This is a genomic window from Streptococcus mitis (assembly GCF_946190065.1).
GTDB lineage: Bacteria > Bacillota > Bacilli > Lactobacillales > Streptococcaceae > Streptococcus > Streptococcus mitis_DE.
The window spans coordinates 18,653-35,214 of sequence record NZ_CAMHZD010000007.1; the positions used below are offsets into that span (position 1 = coordinate 18,653).

Annotated in this window: 17 protein-coding genes; 10 read left to right on the forward strand and 7 right to left on the reverse strand. The window is 42.4% G+C overall.

Going from position 1 to position 16,562, the window contains the following annotated elements; genetic code table 11:
• The first annotated feature begins 6 nt into the window (after positions 1-6).
• From OCF96_RS04510 to pepC, 3 genes are all read left to right on the forward strand, one after another.
• A complete protein-coding gene (locus OCF96_RS04510) occupies positions 7-237 on the forward strand; it encodes a GlsB/YeaQ/YmgE family stress response membrane protein (RefSeq protein ID WP_000901572.1) in 231 nt (76 codons plus the stop codon).
• A gap of 223 nt (positions 238-460) precedes the next feature.
• Complete coding sequence (locus tag OCF96_RS04515; RefSeq protein WP_261446557.1) at positions 461-1,183, forward strand: pseudouridine synthase; 723 nt, start codon at positions 461-463, stop codon at positions 1,181-1,183.
• A gap of 111 nt (positions 1,184-1,294) precedes the next feature.
• Positions 1,295-2,629 carry an aminopeptidase C gene (pepC, locus tag OCF96_RS04520; protein WP_261446558.1) on the forward strand — a complete coding sequence of 445 codons (1,335 nt, stop codon included), beginning with the start codon at positions 1,295-1,297 and terminating at the stop codon, positions 2,627-2,629.
• A 55-nt stretch (positions 2,630-2,684) separates the two neighbouring features.
• Here the strand turns inward: pepC and OCF96_RS04525 are convergent, their stop codons facing one another.
• From OCF96_RS04525 to OCF96_RS04545, 5 genes are all read right to left on the reverse strand, one after another.
• Complete coding sequence (locus OCF96_RS04525; RefSeq protein WP_000136864.1) at positions 2,685-3,596, reverse strand: PTS system mannose/fructose/sorbose family transporter subunit IID; 912 nt, start codon at positions 3,594-3,596, stop codon at positions 2,685-2,687.
• Between the two features lie 23 nt (positions 3,597-3,619).
• Positions 3,620-4,423, reverse strand: a complete 804-nt coding sequence (locus OCF96_RS04530; protein ID WP_049512103.1) for a PTS mannose/fructose/sorbose transporter subunit IIC — start codon at positions 4,421-4,423, stop codon at positions 3,620-3,622.
• Between the two features lie 25 nt (positions 4,424-4,448).
• A complete protein-coding gene (locus tag OCF96_RS04535; protein ID WP_000021970.1) occupies positions 4,449-5,438 on the reverse strand; it encodes a PTS sugar transporter subunit IIB in 990 nt (329 codons plus the stop codon).
• 235 nt (positions 5,439-5,673) lie between these two features.
• Positions 5,674-6,693 (reverse strand): alcohol dehydrogenase AdhP, encoded by a 1,020-nt coding sequence (gene adhP / locus OCF96_RS04540; protein ID WP_261122111.1) that lies wholly within the window; start codon positions 6,691-6,693, stop codon positions 5,674-5,676.
• Positions 6,694-6,917: 224 nt separating this feature from the next.
• Positions 6,918-7,730 (reverse strand): Cof-type HAD-IIB family hydrolase, encoded by an 813-nt coding sequence (locus tag OCF96_RS04545; RefSeq protein ID WP_261446559.1) that lies wholly within the window; start codon positions 7,728-7,730, stop codon positions 6,918-6,920.
• Between the two features lie 189 nt (positions 7,731-7,919).
• Between OCF96_RS04545 and OCF96_RS04550 the strand changes: the two genes are divergently transcribed.
• The 6 genes from OCF96_RS04550 (at position 7,920) to folK (ending at position 13,885) form a co-directional block, all read left to right on the forward strand.
• Entirely contained in the window at positions 7,920-9,338 is a 1,419-nt protein-coding gene (locus OCF96_RS04550; protein ID WP_261446560.1) for an NCS2 family permease, read from the forward strand.
• 52 nt (positions 9,339-9,390) lie between these two features.
• Complete coding sequence (locus OCF96_RS04555) at positions 9,391-10,098, forward strand: CPBP family intramembrane glutamic endopeptidase (RefSeq protein ID WP_261446561.1); 708 nt, start codon at positions 9,391-9,393, stop codon at positions 10,096-10,098.
• A gap of 93 nt (positions 10,099-10,191) precedes the next feature.
• Complete coding sequence (gene folP / locus OCF96_RS04560) at positions 10,192-11,172, forward strand: dihydropteroate synthase (protein WP_261446562.1); 981 nt, start codon at positions 10,192-10,194, stop codon at positions 11,170-11,172.
• A gap of 1 nt (position 11,173) precedes the next feature.
• Positions 11,174-12,496, forward strand: a complete 1,323-nt coding sequence (locus tag OCF96_RS04565) for a bifunctional folylpolyglutamate synthase/dihydrofolate synthase (RefSeq protein ID WP_261446563.1) — start codon at positions 11,174-11,176, stop codon at positions 12,494-12,496.
• Complete coding sequence (gene folE, locus OCF96_RS04570; protein ID WP_061827444.1) at positions 12,477-13,031, forward strand: GTP cyclohydrolase I FolE; 555 nt, start codon at positions 12,477-12,479, stop codon at positions 13,029-13,031. Before OCF96_RS04565 ends, folE begins: the two co-directional genes overlap by 20 nt.
• Before the next feature lie 41 nt (positions 13,032-13,072).
• Positions 13,073-13,885 (forward strand): 2-amino-4-hydroxy-6-hydroxymethyldihydropteridine diphosphokinase, encoded by an 813-nt coding sequence (gene folK / locus OCF96_RS04575; RefSeq protein WP_261446564.1) that lies wholly within the window; start codon positions 13,073-13,075, stop codon positions 13,883-13,885.
• Between the two features lie 45 nt (positions 13,886-13,930).
• Here the strand turns inward: folK and OCF96_RS04580 are convergent, their stop codons facing one another.
• On the reverse strand, positions 13,931-14,248 hold the full coding sequence (locus OCF96_RS04580; RefSeq protein ID WP_000886035.1) for a DUF960 domain-containing protein: 318 nt from the start codon (positions 14,246-14,248) through the stop codon (positions 13,931-13,933).
• 237 nt (positions 14,249-14,485) lie between these two features.
• On the opposite strand from OCF96_RS04580, the gene ccpA reads away from it, so the two are divergent.
• Positions 14,486-15,496 (forward strand): catabolite control protein A, encoded by a 1,011-nt coding sequence (gene ccpA / locus OCF96_RS04585; protein WP_261446565.1) that lies wholly within the window; start codon positions 14,486-14,488, stop codon positions 15,494-15,496.
• 53 nt (positions 15,497-15,549) lie between these two features.
• Here ccpA and OCF96_RS04590 read toward each other — a convergent pair whose 3' ends face one another.
• On the reverse strand, positions 15,550-16,512 hold the full coding sequence (locus OCF96_RS04590; RefSeq protein WP_261042972.1) for an asparaginase: 963 nt from the start codon (positions 16,510-16,512) through the stop codon (positions 15,550-15,552).
• Between the last annotated feature and the right edge of the window lie 50 nt (positions 16,513-16,562).

Consider the following 16,562-nt stretch of genomic DNA (forward strand, 5'->3'; position numbering starts at 1 on the left):
GATAATATGTTAGGAAGTATGTTCGTGGGTCTCCTAGTGGGATTTTTAGCAGGTACTCTGACCAATCGTGGAGAACGCATGGGATGTTTTGGAAAAATGTTTCTCGGTTGGATTGGTGCCTTTATAGGCCACTTGCTTTTTGGGACTTGGGGACCGATAATAGCAGGAACTGCCATTATTCCGGCAGTACTAGGTTCCATGATTGTCTTAGCGATTTTCTGGAGACGGGGAAGTTAATTTCTTAAATCTGATACTCAATGAAAATCAAAGAGTAAACTAGGAAACTAACCGCAGGCTGCTCAAAGCACTGCTTTGCGGTTGCAGATAGAACTGACGAAGTCAGTAACATATATACGTCAAGGCGACGTTGACGCGGTTTGAAGAGATTTTTGAAGAGTATGAAACGAAAAGGAGGTTGGTCATTGTACCAGCCTCCTTTTGAGTGTGATATAATAGTTCTATGAGATTAGATAAATTTTTAGTTGCCTGCGCTGTAGGAAGTCGGACAGAGGTCAAAAACTTGCTCAAGGCTGGGCGCGTGACTGTAAATGGAAAAAAAGAGAAATCAGCTAAATTGCAGATTGATGAAGAAAGAGATGAGATTCGCTTTGATGGGCAAGTGCTGGAGTATGAAGAATTTGTCTATTACATGATGAACAAGCCCCAAGGTGTTATCTCAGCGACTGAGGATCCTAAGCACAGAACCGTTCTGGACTTGCTGGATGATATTGCTCGGAGCAAGGAAGTTTTCCCAGTAGGACGCTTGGATATTGACACGCATGGTCTTTTGCTCTTGACTAATGATGGCAAGCTTGCCCATGCTCTTCTTTCACCTAAGCGTCATGTGGATAAGACTTATCTGGCCCAGGTAAAGGGAATGATGACCCAAGAAGATGTGGAGACATTTGCTAAGGGAATTCCTCTCAAAGACTTTATTTGTCAGCCTGCTAGACTGGAGCTTGTGTCCATAGATCCAGAAAAGAATCAAAGCCAAATCCGTGTGACCATTGCAGAAGGGAAGTTTCATCAGGTCAAGCGTATGGTGGCCTACTGTGGCAAGGAAGTGGTGGACTTGCAACGTTTGACTATGGGACCTCTAGTATTAGATGAGAACCTAGAACGTGGAGAATGGCGTCGCTTGACCAAGGAGGAATTGGAAAATCTTCTTGCTAGTATTGCTTAATTTAGTTTATATTCGAAAAAGGTGAGAGATAATGTCCTTGCCTTTTATGTTTTTCAGTTGCTTCCTTTGTGAAAAGAGTTATAATAGACTGTAGAATAAAAGGAGGAATCTATGAACGCGATTCAAGAATCATTTACTGATAAATTATTTGCCAACTATGAAGCAAATGTCAAATACCAAGCGATTGAAAATGCTGCCAGCCATAATGGAATTTTTGCAGCTCTAGAACGTCGTCAGAGCCATGTAGACAATACCCCTGTTTTCTCATTGGATTTGACCAAGGACAAGGTAACCAACCAGAAGGCTTCTGGTCGTTGCTGGATGTTTGCCGCCCTCAATACCTTCCGCCACAAACTCATCTCGCAATACAAATTGGAGAACTTTGAGTTATCACAAGCCCACACTTTCTTCTGGGACAAGTATGAGAAATCAAACTGGTTCTTGGAGCAAGTCATTGCGACTGCAGACCAAGACTTGACCAGCCGTAAGGTTAGCTTCCTACTTCAAACTCCACAACAAGATGGCGGTCAATGGGATATGGTCGTTTCTCTCTTTGAGAAATACGGTGTCGTGCCTAAGTCAGTTTACCCTGAGTCTGTTTCATCTAGTAGCAGTCGTGAGCTAAATGCAATTCTTAACAAATTGCTTCGCCAAGATGCTCAAATCTTGCGTGACTTGCTTGTTTCTGGTGCTGATCAAGCAACTGTTCAGGCTAAGAAAGAAGACCTCTTGCAAGAAATCTTTAACTTCCTTGCAATGTCACTAGGTCTCCCACCACGTAAATTTGACTTTGCTTATCGTGATAAAGACAATAACTACCAAAGCGAAAAAGGTATCACTCCACAAGAGTTTTACAAGAAATATGTCGACCTTCCATTAGAAGACTACGTTTCTGTGATCAATGCTCCAACTGCTGATAAACCATATGGTAAATCGTACACAGTTGAGATGTTGGGAAATGTCGTTGGTAGCCGTGCAGTTCGCTATATCAACGTACCTATGGAACGCTTGAAAGAATTGGCGATTGCTCAAATGCAAGCAGGAGAGACTGTTTGGTTTGGTTCTGATGTCGGCCAGCTCAGCAACCGTAAAGCGGGAATCCTTGCGACAGATGTTTATGACTTTGAATCAAGCATGGACATTCAACTCACTCAAGACAAGGCTGGACGTTTGGACTACAGCGAAAGCTTGATGACACACGCTATGGTCTTGACGGGTGTGGATTTGGATGAAAATGGTAAGTCAACCAAGTGGAAGGTTGAAAATTCTTGGGGAGACAAGGTCGGTACCGATGGTTACTTTGTTGCCTCAGACGCTTGGATGGACGAATACACTTACCAAATCGTTGTCCGTAAGGAATTGCTGACAGCAGAAGAACAAGCTGCCTATGAATCAGAACCAATTGTACTCGCACCATGGGATCCAATGGGTGCCTTGGCCGAATAAAAGTATAGAAAAAAGGAATCAGATTTTAGAACCTGATTCCTTTTAAGTTGCTTGATTACATGATGTGAAGAACATGTGCCACAATACCCACTGCGAAGAGTGCAAGGATAATAGTGATTGGAGATACTTTTTTCTTAAGCAAGTACATGCAAAGGAGAGTAAGGAGTAGTCCTGATAGTCCAGGGATCAACATATCCAAGTTTTGTTGGAAAGTAGTAACTTTTTCAGGTGTTTGAGACAATCCTTGTCCTACTTGTGCGAATGCTTCTTGGATACCTTTAGATCCTTCTGGCAATTTATCCCAATGGATATAAGCCTTTTCATCTAGTTGAACTTTGGCAACATCGAAAGCAAATTTAATATTTACCCAACGTTGAACAAGGACAGCAAGAATGAACATACCAAGGATAGAAGCACCTTTAGTGATGTCTTGGAGGATACCGCCAGACATGTCTTTAGTGATTTCTGATCCAGCCTTGTATCCAATCTCTTGTGTATACCACAAGAATGACATACGAATCAAGTTCCAAAGAACGAAGAAGAGGATTGGACCTAAGATATTACCAGTAAGGGCAAGTGAAGCACCGAGTGATCCAAGGATTGGGCGTACTGTAAACCAGAATACTGGGTCACCGATACCAGCAAGAGGTCCCATCATACCGATTTTAACCCCCTGGATAGCAGCATCATCAATTTCAACACCGTTAGCACGTTCTTCTTCAAGTGCAAGAGTAACCCCCATGATTGGAGCGGCTACGTATGGGTGAGTGTTGAAGAACTCAAGATGGCGTTCAAGAGCAGCGATTTGATCTTCTTTTTTAGTGTAAAGTTTTTTAAGAGCTGGAATTAATGAGTAAGCCCAACCCAAGTTTTGCATACGTTCATAGTTCCAAGAACCTTGTAAGAAAGTTGAACGCCACCAAACTTTTTTACGATCTGATTTAGTTAATTGAAGTTTTTCAGTCATGATGTTTTCAGTCCTTTCTTATCTTAGTAGTCTTCTAGGATATCGCCGATTGGGTCGTTAGAAGTTGCGGCTCCTCCGCCACCATTTCCACCAGTTTTAGAAAGGTGAAGGTAGATAAGAGCGATAGCAACACCGATAGCACCAAATCCGATTAGAGTAATATCTGACACGGCAGCAAGCACGAAACCGATAGCGAAGAATGGCCATACTTCACGAGTTGCCATCATGTTGATAACCATAGCGTAACCAACGGCAACGACCATACCACCACCGATAGCCATACCATCTTTGAGCCAATCAGGCATAGCATTTAGAATGCTTTGTACTGTTTCAGTGGGTACCATTAGAAGGAGTGCTGCAGGGATTGCAATACGAAGACCTTGAAGAAGAAGTGCGACAAAGTGAGCACGTTCAACTGCTTTGAAGTCACCTTTTTTAGCAGAAGCATCAGCAGTGTGAACCAATCCGACAGAGAGTGTACGGACAATCATAGTCAAGAATAGACCAGCAACTGCAAGAGGGATAGCAACCGCTTGGGCAACACCGATACCTGTCTTAGTAAAGTCGCCACCAAGAACCATGATAATGGCAGCAGCAACAGAAGCAAGAGCAGCGTCAGGAGCTACGGCAGCTCCGATGTTAGCCCAACCAAGGGCGATCATTTGAAGAGAACCACCAAGGATAATCCCTGCTTCAAGGTTACCGGTAACAAGACCGATAAGGGTACAAGCTACGATTGGTTGATGGAATTGGAACTGGTCGAGGATACCTTCAAGACCTGCTAGGAAGGCTACAACGACTACTAAAACCATAGAAATAATAGACATCTTTAAAATCCTTTCATAAAATCGATTATTGCACGTTTGCTTTGTTAATCAAGTCAAACAAATCTTTTTTGGTGTCGTTTGGTACTTTACGTACGTCAAATTCAACACCTAGATCACGCATTTTTTCAAATGTAGCAACGTCTTCTTTGTCCATAGACAAAACGTTGTTGACCATTGTTTTACCTGTTGAGTGAGCCATTGATCCTACGTTAAGGGTCTTGATTGGCACGCCACCTTCGATTGCACGAAGGGCGTCTTGAGGTGTTTCAAACAAGATAAGGGCATGTGTTTCTCCAAAGCGTGGATCTTTTGCAACGTCGATTAGTTTTTGGATAGGAACAACATTTGCTTTCACTTTACCTGGAGCTGCTTGTTTAATCAATTCTTTACGTAATTCGTCTTTAGCTACGTTATCTGAAGCAACGATGATACGATCTGCTTTTGAATCTGGAGTCCAAGCAGTTGCAACTTGACCGTGAAGTAAACGAGTGTCTAGACGGGCAAGGTTGATTTTGAGTTTACCGTCTCCGATGACAGTTCCTTCTGGAATAGCAGCTTGGGCAACTGGAGCAGCTGCAGCGCTTGCTACTTCCTCAACTGGGTTTAGCTCTTCTGGAAGAGCCTTGATGCCATCTTTGGCTTCTTTAATGATATTAGCAGCGACTTTTTCTACACCTGCAGCAGCGTCCATGAGGCGCTCTGTGTAGGCTTGAATTAACATCGGTAAGTTAAGTCCTGTGATGATGGCAAACTTACGCTCAGGATTTTCTCCCATCACGCGGCTAGCTTGGTTAAATGGAGATCCACTCCAAAGGTCAGCCAAAACTAGAACCTCATCTTCTGCGTCAAATGCAGCAACAGCGTTATTAAACTTAGCGTATAGATCATCAGGACCTTCATTTGGCATAAAGGTTACAACTTGAACCTTTTCTTGTTCACCAAAGATCATAGATCCTGACTGATGAATACCCGCAGCAAATTCGCCGTGGCTCGCAATAATGATTCCGATACTCATTATTGTCATTCCTCCTTTTTGTTGTTTAAGTCTTCATTTAAGAAAACTTTAAGACTAAATAAGTATAAACCGTTTTCATGTAAAAAGCAACTATTTATCATAAAAAATTCAAAAGCCCCTCTTTACAGATGTTGATATATTAAGTTTTTAAAAGGTAATCTAGAGTCCATATTTAAAAATTTAATATAAAAAAGTTGGAAGAAGCTTCCAACTTTTAAAATAGGTTTTTATTAAATTAGTGGGTGAAGTCGAGTACCATACGTCCTTGGATTTGACCTTTTTCCATTTCGTCGAAAACGGCTACCGCATCTTCTACTGAACGTTTTTGGACAACTGGGACTACCAAACCTTCTGCACCAAATTGGAAGGCTTCTTCCAAGTCTTTACGAGTTCCAACCAGAGAACCGATGACTTGGATTCCATCTAGAACGGTTTTCACGATACTAAGTTCCATCATTTCAGAAGGAAGACCAACAGCAACCACGCGACCACCAGCACGAACTGAGTCAACAGCTTGGTTGAAGGCAACTTTAGATACAGCAGTTACGACAGCTGAATGAGCTCCACCATCAGTTTTTTCCTTGATTAGGCCTGGTACATCTTCAACTTCGAGGCCGTTAATAACAATGTCAGCGCCTACTTCTTTTGCAAGGGCAAGTTTGTCGTTATTGATATCAACTGCGATGACATGAGCATTGAATACTTTTTTAGCGTATTGAACAGCTAGGTTACCAAGTCCACCAGCGCCGTAAAGAACAACCCATTGGCCTGGTTCAACTTTGGCTTCTTTAATAGCTTTATAGGTTGTTACACCAGCACATGTGATAGAAGAAGCTTGGGCTGGATCAAGTCCGTCAGGAACTTTGACAGCATAGTCTGCAGTTACAATACATTGTTCAGCCATACCACCATCTACTGAGTAGCCAGCATTTTTCACTGTACGGCAAAGAGTTTCACGGCCAGTAGTACAGTATTCGCAAGTGCCACATCCTTCAAAGAACCAAGCAACGCTGACGCGGTCACCGACTTTAAGGCTTTTCACATCTGGTGCAATTTCCTTAACGATACCAACACCTTCGTGACCTAGGACACGTCCTGGTACCTGACCGAAGTCGCCATGGGCAACGTGGAGGTCAGTGTGGCAAACACCACAGTATTCAATTTCTACAAGTGCTTCCCCAGTTTCAAGTGGACGGAGTACTTTTTCTTCAACAGCAACACCAGTGCTTTCTGGATTTACAACAACAGCTTTCATAGCTATCCTCCTTGATATTAACTGAGAGCAGGAGAAACAGGACTGGATTGATTTTGTGTCAACAGAGTCGAGTATGACGAGCTCTCTTGTATTTATATGTGAAGTATATCACAAAAGAAAGCCTTTTCCAAGGTTTTGGAGGCAGAAAGTAGAACAATCGATTAACTGGTTGATGAGACTGTGAAAAGAGCACAAAGACCAGCTCGCAAGCTGGTCAGTATGGACTATAAGAATAAGTCTTGCAGGGTTTTGGCAACTCCGTCTTGGTCATTTGTCAAGGAAATTTGCTCATCTGCATAGGGGAGTAGCTCAGGATTGGCATTTTTCATTGCATAACCTTTCCCAGCAAAAGCTAGCATCTCAGTATCATTGTGTTCGTCTCCAAAGGCAATCAAATCTTTTTTATCACGGTTCATTACCTTGAGCAAGTAGTCCAAAGCAAAGGCCTTATTGACACCTTTTGGGGTACACTCAAGGATATTGAGCGGACCACCCCAGGTATTGATAGACAGTTGATGCTGGTAGAAGGCGTTCATTTCTTTTGCCAAGGCATACTTGTCACTAGCTCTGGTCTGCAACAGAATACAGTTAGGATTCTTGGTTACCAACTCAGGCTGAAATTGATCTTCAGGCTGGAAAGCTTCTACCCCAAATAGTTTGGGATTGGCAATTTCTTCATTGGGATTTGTGATGTAGAATTTTTTACGATATTCTCCAGCGATAAAATCAGCTTGAATGTCTTCTGAACGTTGAACCATGTCTAACAGATATTTTTTGTCTACGGTCAAACACTTTTCAAAGTCCCAAGCTTGGTCTGGTAAATGAGTAAGGGAGCCGTTGAAATTAATCATAGGAGTGTCTAAGCCTAATTCACGGTAGAAATCTTTTGACATGCGGTAAGGGCGACCTGTCGTAATAATAACCTGATGCCCTTTTTCAGTAACTTTTTTAATAGTTTCTTTGGTAAAGTCAGAAATCTGACTGTCTGAGTTGAGCAGGGTTCCATCTAGGTCAACTGCAATAATTTTTTTCGTCATATAAACCTTTCTAGTGTCTTTCCAGATAAGATGTCTACTATTATAACAAAAAGCAGGCAGAAAAGCAGATTCGAAACTAAAAAAGAAATTTCATCAAATTCTTAAATAAATCAAACAAAGATATTGAAAAAGTGAATGATAAATGATATAATTCTATTATTGTTCGTAAAAATTAAAAGGAGATTGATAATGGACAAATTATTTAAACTAAAAGAGAACGGTACAGACGTTCGTACGGAGGTTCTCGCTGGTTTAACAACTTTCTTTGCAATGAGCTATATTCTCTTTGTAAACCCACAAATTCTTTCGCAAACAGGAATGCCTGCTCAGGGTGTATTCCTCGCAACGATTATCGGTGCAGTTGCTGGTACCCTGATGATGGCCTTCTATGCTAACTTACCATATGCTCAAGCGCCAGGTATGGGACTCAATGCCTTCTTTACCTTTACAGTTGTATTTGGACTCGGTTATTCTTGGCAAGAAGCCCTAGCTATGGTCTTCATCTGTGGAATTATCTCATTGATTATCACTTTGACAAATGTTCGTAAAATGATCATTGAATCGATTCCAAATGCCCTTCGCTCAGCTATTTCAGCTGGTATCGGTGTCTTTCTTGCCTACGTGGGAATTAAGAATGCTGGACTTTTGAAATTTACGATTGATCCAGGCAACTATACTGTTGTAGGAGAAGGGGCTGACAAAGCTCAAGCAACGATTGCAGCAAACTCTTCAGCAGTTCCAGGATTGGTCAGCTTTAATAATCCAGCTGTTTTGGTGGCTCTTGCAGGACTTGCCATTACTATCTTCTTTGTTATCAAAGGGATTAAAGGGGGAATTATCCTCTCTATCTTGACAACAACTGTTCTTGCTATCGCAGTTGGTTTGGTAGATTTGTCTAGTATCGATTTTTCTAACAACCATGTTGGTGCAGCCTTTGAAGACTTGAAGAGAGTCTTTGGTGCGGCTCTTGGTTCAGAAGGTTTGGGAGCTTTGATTTCAGATACAGCTCGCTTGCCTGAAACTCTGATGGCTATTCTTGCCTTTTCGTTGACAGATATTTTTGACACGATTGGTACCTTGATTGGTACAGGTGAAAAAGTTGGTATCGTAGCGACAAATGGTGAAAATCACCAATCAGCTAAGTTGGACAAGGCTCTTTACTCTGACTTGATTGGTACTTCAATTGGTGCCATCGCTGGTACTTCGAACGTAACGACTTATGTTGAGTCTGCTGCTGGTATCGGTGCAGGTGGACGTACTGGTTTGACAGCCTTGGTCGTGGCAATCTGTTTTGCGATCTCAAGCTTCTTTAGCCCACTTCTAGCTATCGTACCAACAGCTGCTACAGCTCCAATCTTGATTATCGTTGGGATTATGATGTTGGCTAGCTTGAAAAATATCCATTGGGATGATATGGCTGAAGCGGTTCCTGCCTTCTTCACATCTATCTTTATGGGATTCAGCTACTCTATCACTCAAGGGATTGCAGTTGGTTTCTTGACTTACACCTTGACTAAGCTTGTCAAAGGTCAAGCTAAAGATGTTCATGTCATGATTTGGATTTTGGATGCCTTGTTTATCCTTAACTACATCAGCATGGCCTTATAATAGGATGACCCAGGGGGATTTTCCCCCTTTTTTAATACAAAGGAGATAGGTGATGAAAGAGAAAAGTATCTGGAAAGAATTATTGAATCGTGCAGGTTGGCTGTTAATCTTTTTTCTGGCGACAATTTTATATCAGATTCCTATAGGGGTTACTGCTATTTTAACTTTAAATGCAGTACCACTGTTACAGTCAGGACTGATAGTTGCTGGTATTTCGATTGTGGTTTTGGGACTATTTATTTTTGGAGCTCGTAAAACGCAATTAGCAAGTTTTAATTTTTCTTTTTTTAGAGCTAAGGATATGGCACGATTAGGCTTGAGTTATTTAGTCATTATCTGTTCAAATATACTTGGTTCTATCTTGTTACAACTGTCAAATGAGACGACAACAAGTAACCAGTCTCAGATTAACGATATGGTTCAGAATAGTTCGTTGATTTCCAGTTTCTTCTTGCTGGCCTTGCTTGCTCCAATTTGTGAGGAAATCTTGTGTCGTGGAATTGTTCCTAAAAAGATTTTCCGAGGCAAGGAGAACTTGGGATTTATAGTAGGTACGATTGTGTTTGCTTTATTGCATCAACCAAGTAATTTACCTTCTTTATTGATTTATGGAGGTATGTCCACGGTTCTATCTTGGACGGCTTACAAGACCCAACGTTTGGAAATGTCTATCTTGCTTCACATGATTGTGAATGGGGTTGCTTTTTGTCTGTTGGCTCTTGTAGTAATCGTGAGTCGGACATTAGGGATTTCTGTTTAAGATTTTTGACAATTGCTTACTTGTTTCTATTGGGAGAAAGATGAATGCAATCGTGTCCATCTTTTTCTTTTTATGGTAAAATAGAGAAATAATATGGTGAAAAGCCTTGAGGGAGTGACCGATATGTCAAGTAAATTCAATCATGCAAAGACAGCTATTTGCGGAATTATCAACGTAACCCCAGACTCCTTTTCGGACGGTGGTCAATTTTTTGCTCTTGAGCAGGCTCTCCAGCAGGCTCGTAAATTGATAGCAGAAGGAGCCAGCATGCTAGATATAGGCGGAGAATCGACTCGGCCTCGGCCGGGAAGTAGCTATGTTGAGATAGAAGAGGAAATCCAGCGTGTTGTTCCAGTGATTAAAGCGATTCGCAAGGAAAGTGATGTCCTCATCTCTATTGATACTTGGAAGAGTCAAGTAGCAGAAGCTGCTTTGGCTGCTGGTGCTAATCTAGTCAATGATATCACTGGTCTCATGGGTGATGAAAAAATGGCCCATGTGGTTGCTAAGGCTGGAGCGAAAGTAGTCATTATGTTTAATCCAGTCATGGCACGACCTCAGCACCCTAGCTCGCTCATCTTCCCTCATTTTGGTTTTGGTCAAGCTTTTACAGTGGAAGAGTTAGCGGACTTTGAAAAAATGACAATCGAAGAGTTACTGGAGGCTTTTTTTGAACGAGCACTAGCGAGAGCAGAGGAAGCTGGGATTGCTCAAGAAAACATCCTGCTGGATTCAGGAATTGGCTTTGGTCTGACCAAGAAAGAAAATCTGCTTCTTTTACGGGATCTGGATAAACTACATCAGAAAGGCTATCCAATCTTTCTTGGAGTGTCGCGCAAGCGGTTTGTCATCAACATCCTTGAAGAAAATGGTTTTGAAGTCAATCCTGAGACAGAACTTGGTTTCCGCAATCGAGATACGGCTTCGGCTCATGTAACTAGTATCGCTGCGAGACAGGGTGTAGAAGTGGTACGCGTGCATGACGTAGCTAGTCACAAGATGGCGGTTGAAATTGCCTCCGCTATTCGTCTGGCTGATGAAGCGGAAAATTTAGATTTAAAACAATATAAATAAGATGAAAGAAATTGAAAACAATCAGTGGATTGCCAACTACCGGACGGACCAACCGCATTTTGGTTTGGAACGCATGGTGGAACTGTTAGCTCTGCGTGGCAATCCCCATCTCAAACTCAAGGTCATCCATATCGGAGGGACCAATGGCAAGGGGTCTACCATTGCTTTTTTGAAAAATATGCTAGAAAAGCTAGGGCTGAGAGTTGGTGTTTTCAGCTCGCCCTATCTCATTCATTACACAGATCAGATTAGCATCAATGGGGAATCTATCCCAGAGGCTAGACTAGAAGCCCTCATGGCAGACTATCAGTCTTTGCTGGAGGGAGAAGCTGCTGCCAATTTGCAGGCCACAACTGAGTTTGAGATTATAACAGCTCTGGCTTATGACTACTTTGCCTCAGAGCAAGTAGATGTGGCCATCATGGAAGTGGGCATGGGTGGACTTTTAGATAGTACAAATGTTTGCCAGCCTATTTTGACAGGCATCACGACCATTGGACTGGATCATGTAGCCCTACTTGGTGACACCTTGGAAGCCATAGCAGAGCAGAAAGCTGGTATTATCAAACAAGGAATTCCCTTGGTGACAGGTCGTATCGCTCCAGAAGCTTTGACTGTGATTGACCACATTGCGGAAGGGAAAGATGTACCGAGACTTGCCTACGGGTCAGATTATCAAATTAGTCATCAAAAGAGTGTGATGACAGGGGAAGTCTTTGATTATACTAGCTCTCTCAGACAAGGTCACTTCCAGACTGGCCTACTTGGTTTGCACCAGATAGAGAATGCTGGGATGGCCATAGCTTTACTTGATACTTTTTGTCAAGAGGATGGTCGAGAACTAGCAAGTAATGACTTGCTTGCTCAGGCCTTGGAAGAAACAAGTTGGCCGGGGCGCTTGGAAGTTGTGTCTAGAGAACCCTTGATGATTTTGGATGGGGCCCACAATCCTCATGCCATTAAGGCTTTAGTAGCAACCTTGCAAGAACGCTTTGCGGATTATCGTAAGGAAATCCTCTTTACTTGCATCAAAACCAAGGCCTTGGAGGATATGTTGGATTTGCTGGGGGAAATACCAGATACCGAGCTTACCCTGACACATTTTGACGATAGTCGGGCGACTGATGAAAGCGTGCTGAAAGAGGCAGCTAAGTCTAGAAATCTCAGCTACCAAGATTGGCAGGGTTTTCTAGAGCAGAAATTGACAGATAAAAAAGAAGAGAAAAAAACAGTTAGGATTGTCACAGGTTCCTTGTATTTCTTGAGCCAAGTGAGAGCCTATCTGATGGAGAGGAAAAACGAGAATGGATACACAAAAGATTGAAGCAGCTGTAAAAATGATTATCGAGGCTGTAGGAGAAGACGTTAATCGCGAGGGCTTGCAGGAAACACCTGCTCGTGTGGCTCGTATGTACCAAGAGATTTTTTCAGGTCTTGGTCAAACAGCGGAGGAACATTTGTCAAAATCCTTTGAGATTATTGATGATAATATGGTGGTAGAAAAGGACATCTTTTTCCATACTATGTGTGAACACCACTTTCTACCATTTTATGGGAGAGCACATATTGCCTACATTCCAGATGGTCGTGTGGCAGGTTTGTCTAAGCTGGCCCGTACGGTTGAAGTGTATTCGAAAAAGCCACAAATTCAAGAGCGTTTGAATATCGAAGTGGCCGATGCCTTGATGGAGTATCTGGGTGCTAAAGGAGCCTTTGTTGTCATTGAAGCAGAACATATGTGTATGAGCATGCGTGGTGTCAGAAAACCAGGCACTGCAACCTTGACGACAGTAGCTCGTGGTCTATTTGAAACAGATAAGGACCTCCGAGATCAGGCTTATCGTTTAATGGGACTATAAAAGAATCCGCTTCAAGCGGATTTTTCTAGAAAGGAATCATTATGGATCAACTGCAGATTAAAGATTTGGAAATTTTTGCCTATCATGGTCTTTTTCCTAGTGAAAAGGAATTGGGGCAGAAGTTTGTCGTTTCAGCCATCTTATCCTATGATATGACCAAGGCGGCTACAGACTTGGATTTAACAACCTCTGTCCATTATGGAGAATTGTGTCAGCTGTGGACGACTTGGTTTCAGGAGAGCACTGAGGATTTGATTGAAACGGTAGCCTACAAACTGGTAGAACGTACTTTTGAGGCGTATCCTCTTGTCCAAGAAATGAAGTTGGAACTCAAAAAACCTTGGGCGCCAGTGCATTTGCCACTAGATACTTGCTCAGTAACCATTCATCGTCGCAAGCAACGGGCCTTTATCGCCCTAGGAAGCAATATGGGAGATAAACAAGCAAATTTGAAACAAGCCATTGAGAAAATGCGAGCTCGAGGTATCCATATTCTCAAAGAGTCCAGTGTCTTGGCGACGGAGCCTTGGGGTGGTGTGGAGCAAGATAGCTTTGCTAATCAAGTGGTTGAGGTTGAAACCTGGTTGCCGGCCCCAGTTCTATTGGAGACCTTGTTAGCTATTGAGTCAGAGATGGGACGGGTGAGAGAAGTGCATTGGGGACCTCGTTTGATTGATTTGGACTTGCTCTTTGTGGAGGACCAGATCCTTTATACAGACGACCTCATTTTGCCTCATCCTTACATAGCGGAACGCCTTTTTGTCCTTGAATCCTTACAGGAAATTGCGCCTCATTTTATCCATCCGACATTAAAGCAACCTATCCGTAACTTGTATAATGCTTTGAAAAAATAGAAAAAACTCTAGTTTTCAGTCGTTTGTAACTGAAGGCTAGAGTTTTTAAAATAGGTCATTTTCTTCTGGGAGGAGGATCGTTTCTCTACCATCCATGTCTAAAACCAAGACTCTGGGGGGATAAAGAGGGTCGAAAGGATGGTTAAAGTCAAAATCAATAGCTGTAGGGAGATGTTGACTTGAGAAGTGGAAGGTAATTTTTCCTTGGTTATTGAGCAATTGAAACTCGAGTTCTTCTTCCAATTCAAAGACATTTTTTAAGAAATGGTCAATAATATACCAAAAAGAGTCAATCACATCATCAGGCAAGCTGGTAACAATTCCAAAACTAGCAGACCGCATGTGGGTATTGGTAAAAGCCATATTTCAGCCCCCTTTCTTTTCCCTTATCATACAGCAAATAGGATTAAAAATCAAGAAAAGGCGATTTTTTCTTCATAAACATAGCTTCCTATGAAATTTTTTCAAATAATCTTCAAAAAACGCTTGAAAGTGTTTACAAATAGTGATAAAATGGAATAAGTAGAATCATGAAAACGAAATTTTCATACCGTCTCTTTTTTTGGAGTCTCGTGAGGTATGATATAGAAAGGAAATAGAATGAATACAGACGATACAGTAACGATTTATGATGTCGCCCGTGAAGCAGGAGTTTCAATGGCGACGGTTAGCCGTGTAGTCAATGGCAATAAGAATGTAAAAGAGAACACCCGTAAAAAAGTGCTTGAGGTGATTGACCGTTTGGATTACCGTCCAAATGCCGTGGCGCGTGGTCTTGCAAGTAAAAAGACAACCACTGTCGGTGTCGTGATCCCAAATATTACCAATGGCTATTTCTCAACGCTTGCTAAAGGGATTGATGATATCGCTGAAATGTACAAGTACAATATCGTCCTTGCCAATAGTGATGAGGATGATGACAAGGAAGTTTCAGTGGTCAATACACTGTTTTCTAAGCAAGTGGATGGTATCATCTTTATGGGTTACCACTTGACTGAAAAAATTCGTTCAGAGTTTTCTCGCTCTCGGACACCAGTTGTTCTTGCAGGGACAGTGGATGTAGAACATCAGCTTCCAAGTGTCAATATTGACTACAAACAAGCTACGATTGATGCAGTGACCTACCTTGCTAAAGAAAATGAGCGCATTGCTTTTGTCAGCGGTCCACTAGTGGATGATATCAATGGTAAGGTTCGTTTGGTTGGCTACAAGGAAGCCTTGAAAAAAGCAGGTATTTCTTATAGCGAAGGATTGGTATTTGAATCTAAATACACTTATGAGGATGGCTATACCTTGGCAGAACGCTTGATTTCATCAAATGCAACTGCAGCAGTTGTGACAGGTGATGAATTGGCAGCAGGTGTCTTGAATGGTTTGGCTGATCACGGTGTGTCAGTACCAGAAGAGTTTGAAATCATTACTAGTGATGATTCACAAATCTCACGCTTTACCCGTCCAAACTTGACAACTATCGCCCAACCTCTCTATGACCTTGGTGCTATTAGCATGCGTATGTTGACTAAGATTATGCACAAGGAAGAGTTGGAAGAACGTGAAGTTCTCTTACCTCATGGTTTGACAGAACGTCGCTCAACACGAAAACGTAAATAGAAAAAATCAGGGAATCGTGAAGATTTCCTGATTTTGCTTTCTGGAGAAGAGACTTAGCCTTCCATATAGTCTTTCAAAGCTTGTCCTCTTAGTCCGGCATTGAGGGCGATGAGGAGTTTCAAGCGGGCTTTTTGGGCGTTGAGTTCTTTAACAAAGAAGACACCAGATTTTTGCAACTGCACGCCCCCACCTTGGTAGGCATAAACAGGCTCAGCGATACCGTTAAAGCATCGTGAAACCAGGGCGACTGGGATTCCTTTTTGCAGAAGGTTTTCTAATTTTTGAGCCGTTTCTTTGGGAACATTACCGGCCCCGAAGGCTTGGATAATCAAACCGTCCAATTGTTCCAAATCCAGCATATCAATCAGCTCATCTGTCATACCGGCATAAGCTGAGATGATAGGGACCAAGCCTTGTATGTGATCAAGGTCAAAGCGAACACGAGGTTCAGCTGTTTTGAAGTAGAGGATTTCCCGCTTCGTAATCAGACCAAGTGGTCCATGTGTTGGGGTCTGGAAGGTGCCGACGTTGGTTGTATGTGTCTTGGTAACATACTTGGCAGCATGGATTTCGTCGTTCATAACAACCAAAACCCCTTTGTCCGCAGCCCTGTCATCGCTAGCCACCCGTAAAGCACTCAGATAGTTATAAACACCGTCGCTGCCGAGTTCGTTAGAGCTACGCATGGCCCCTGTTAGAACGATAGGCATATGGGGAACTTCCATGGTATCAAGGAAATAGGCTGTTTCCTCTAAAGTATCGGTCCCGTGTGTGATTACCACTCCATCGTAGTTATCTGCTTCCTCTTTGATTTTTTGGTAGAGGGCCAGCATATGCTTGGGTTTGATATGGGGGCTTGGTAGGTTAAAAAAGTCCAAGGCGTGGACTTGGATTCCTTCAAGTGGGTTGGACACATGGTTCATGGGATTATCTGAACTCGTCACAACAGCGCCAGAAGCATCGGCCTGCATGGAAATAGTCCCACCTGTATGTAAAACAAGGATTTTCTTAGGCATGATTTACTCACTCTTTCTGAAATGTGGTATAATCATTGTATCACAAAAGG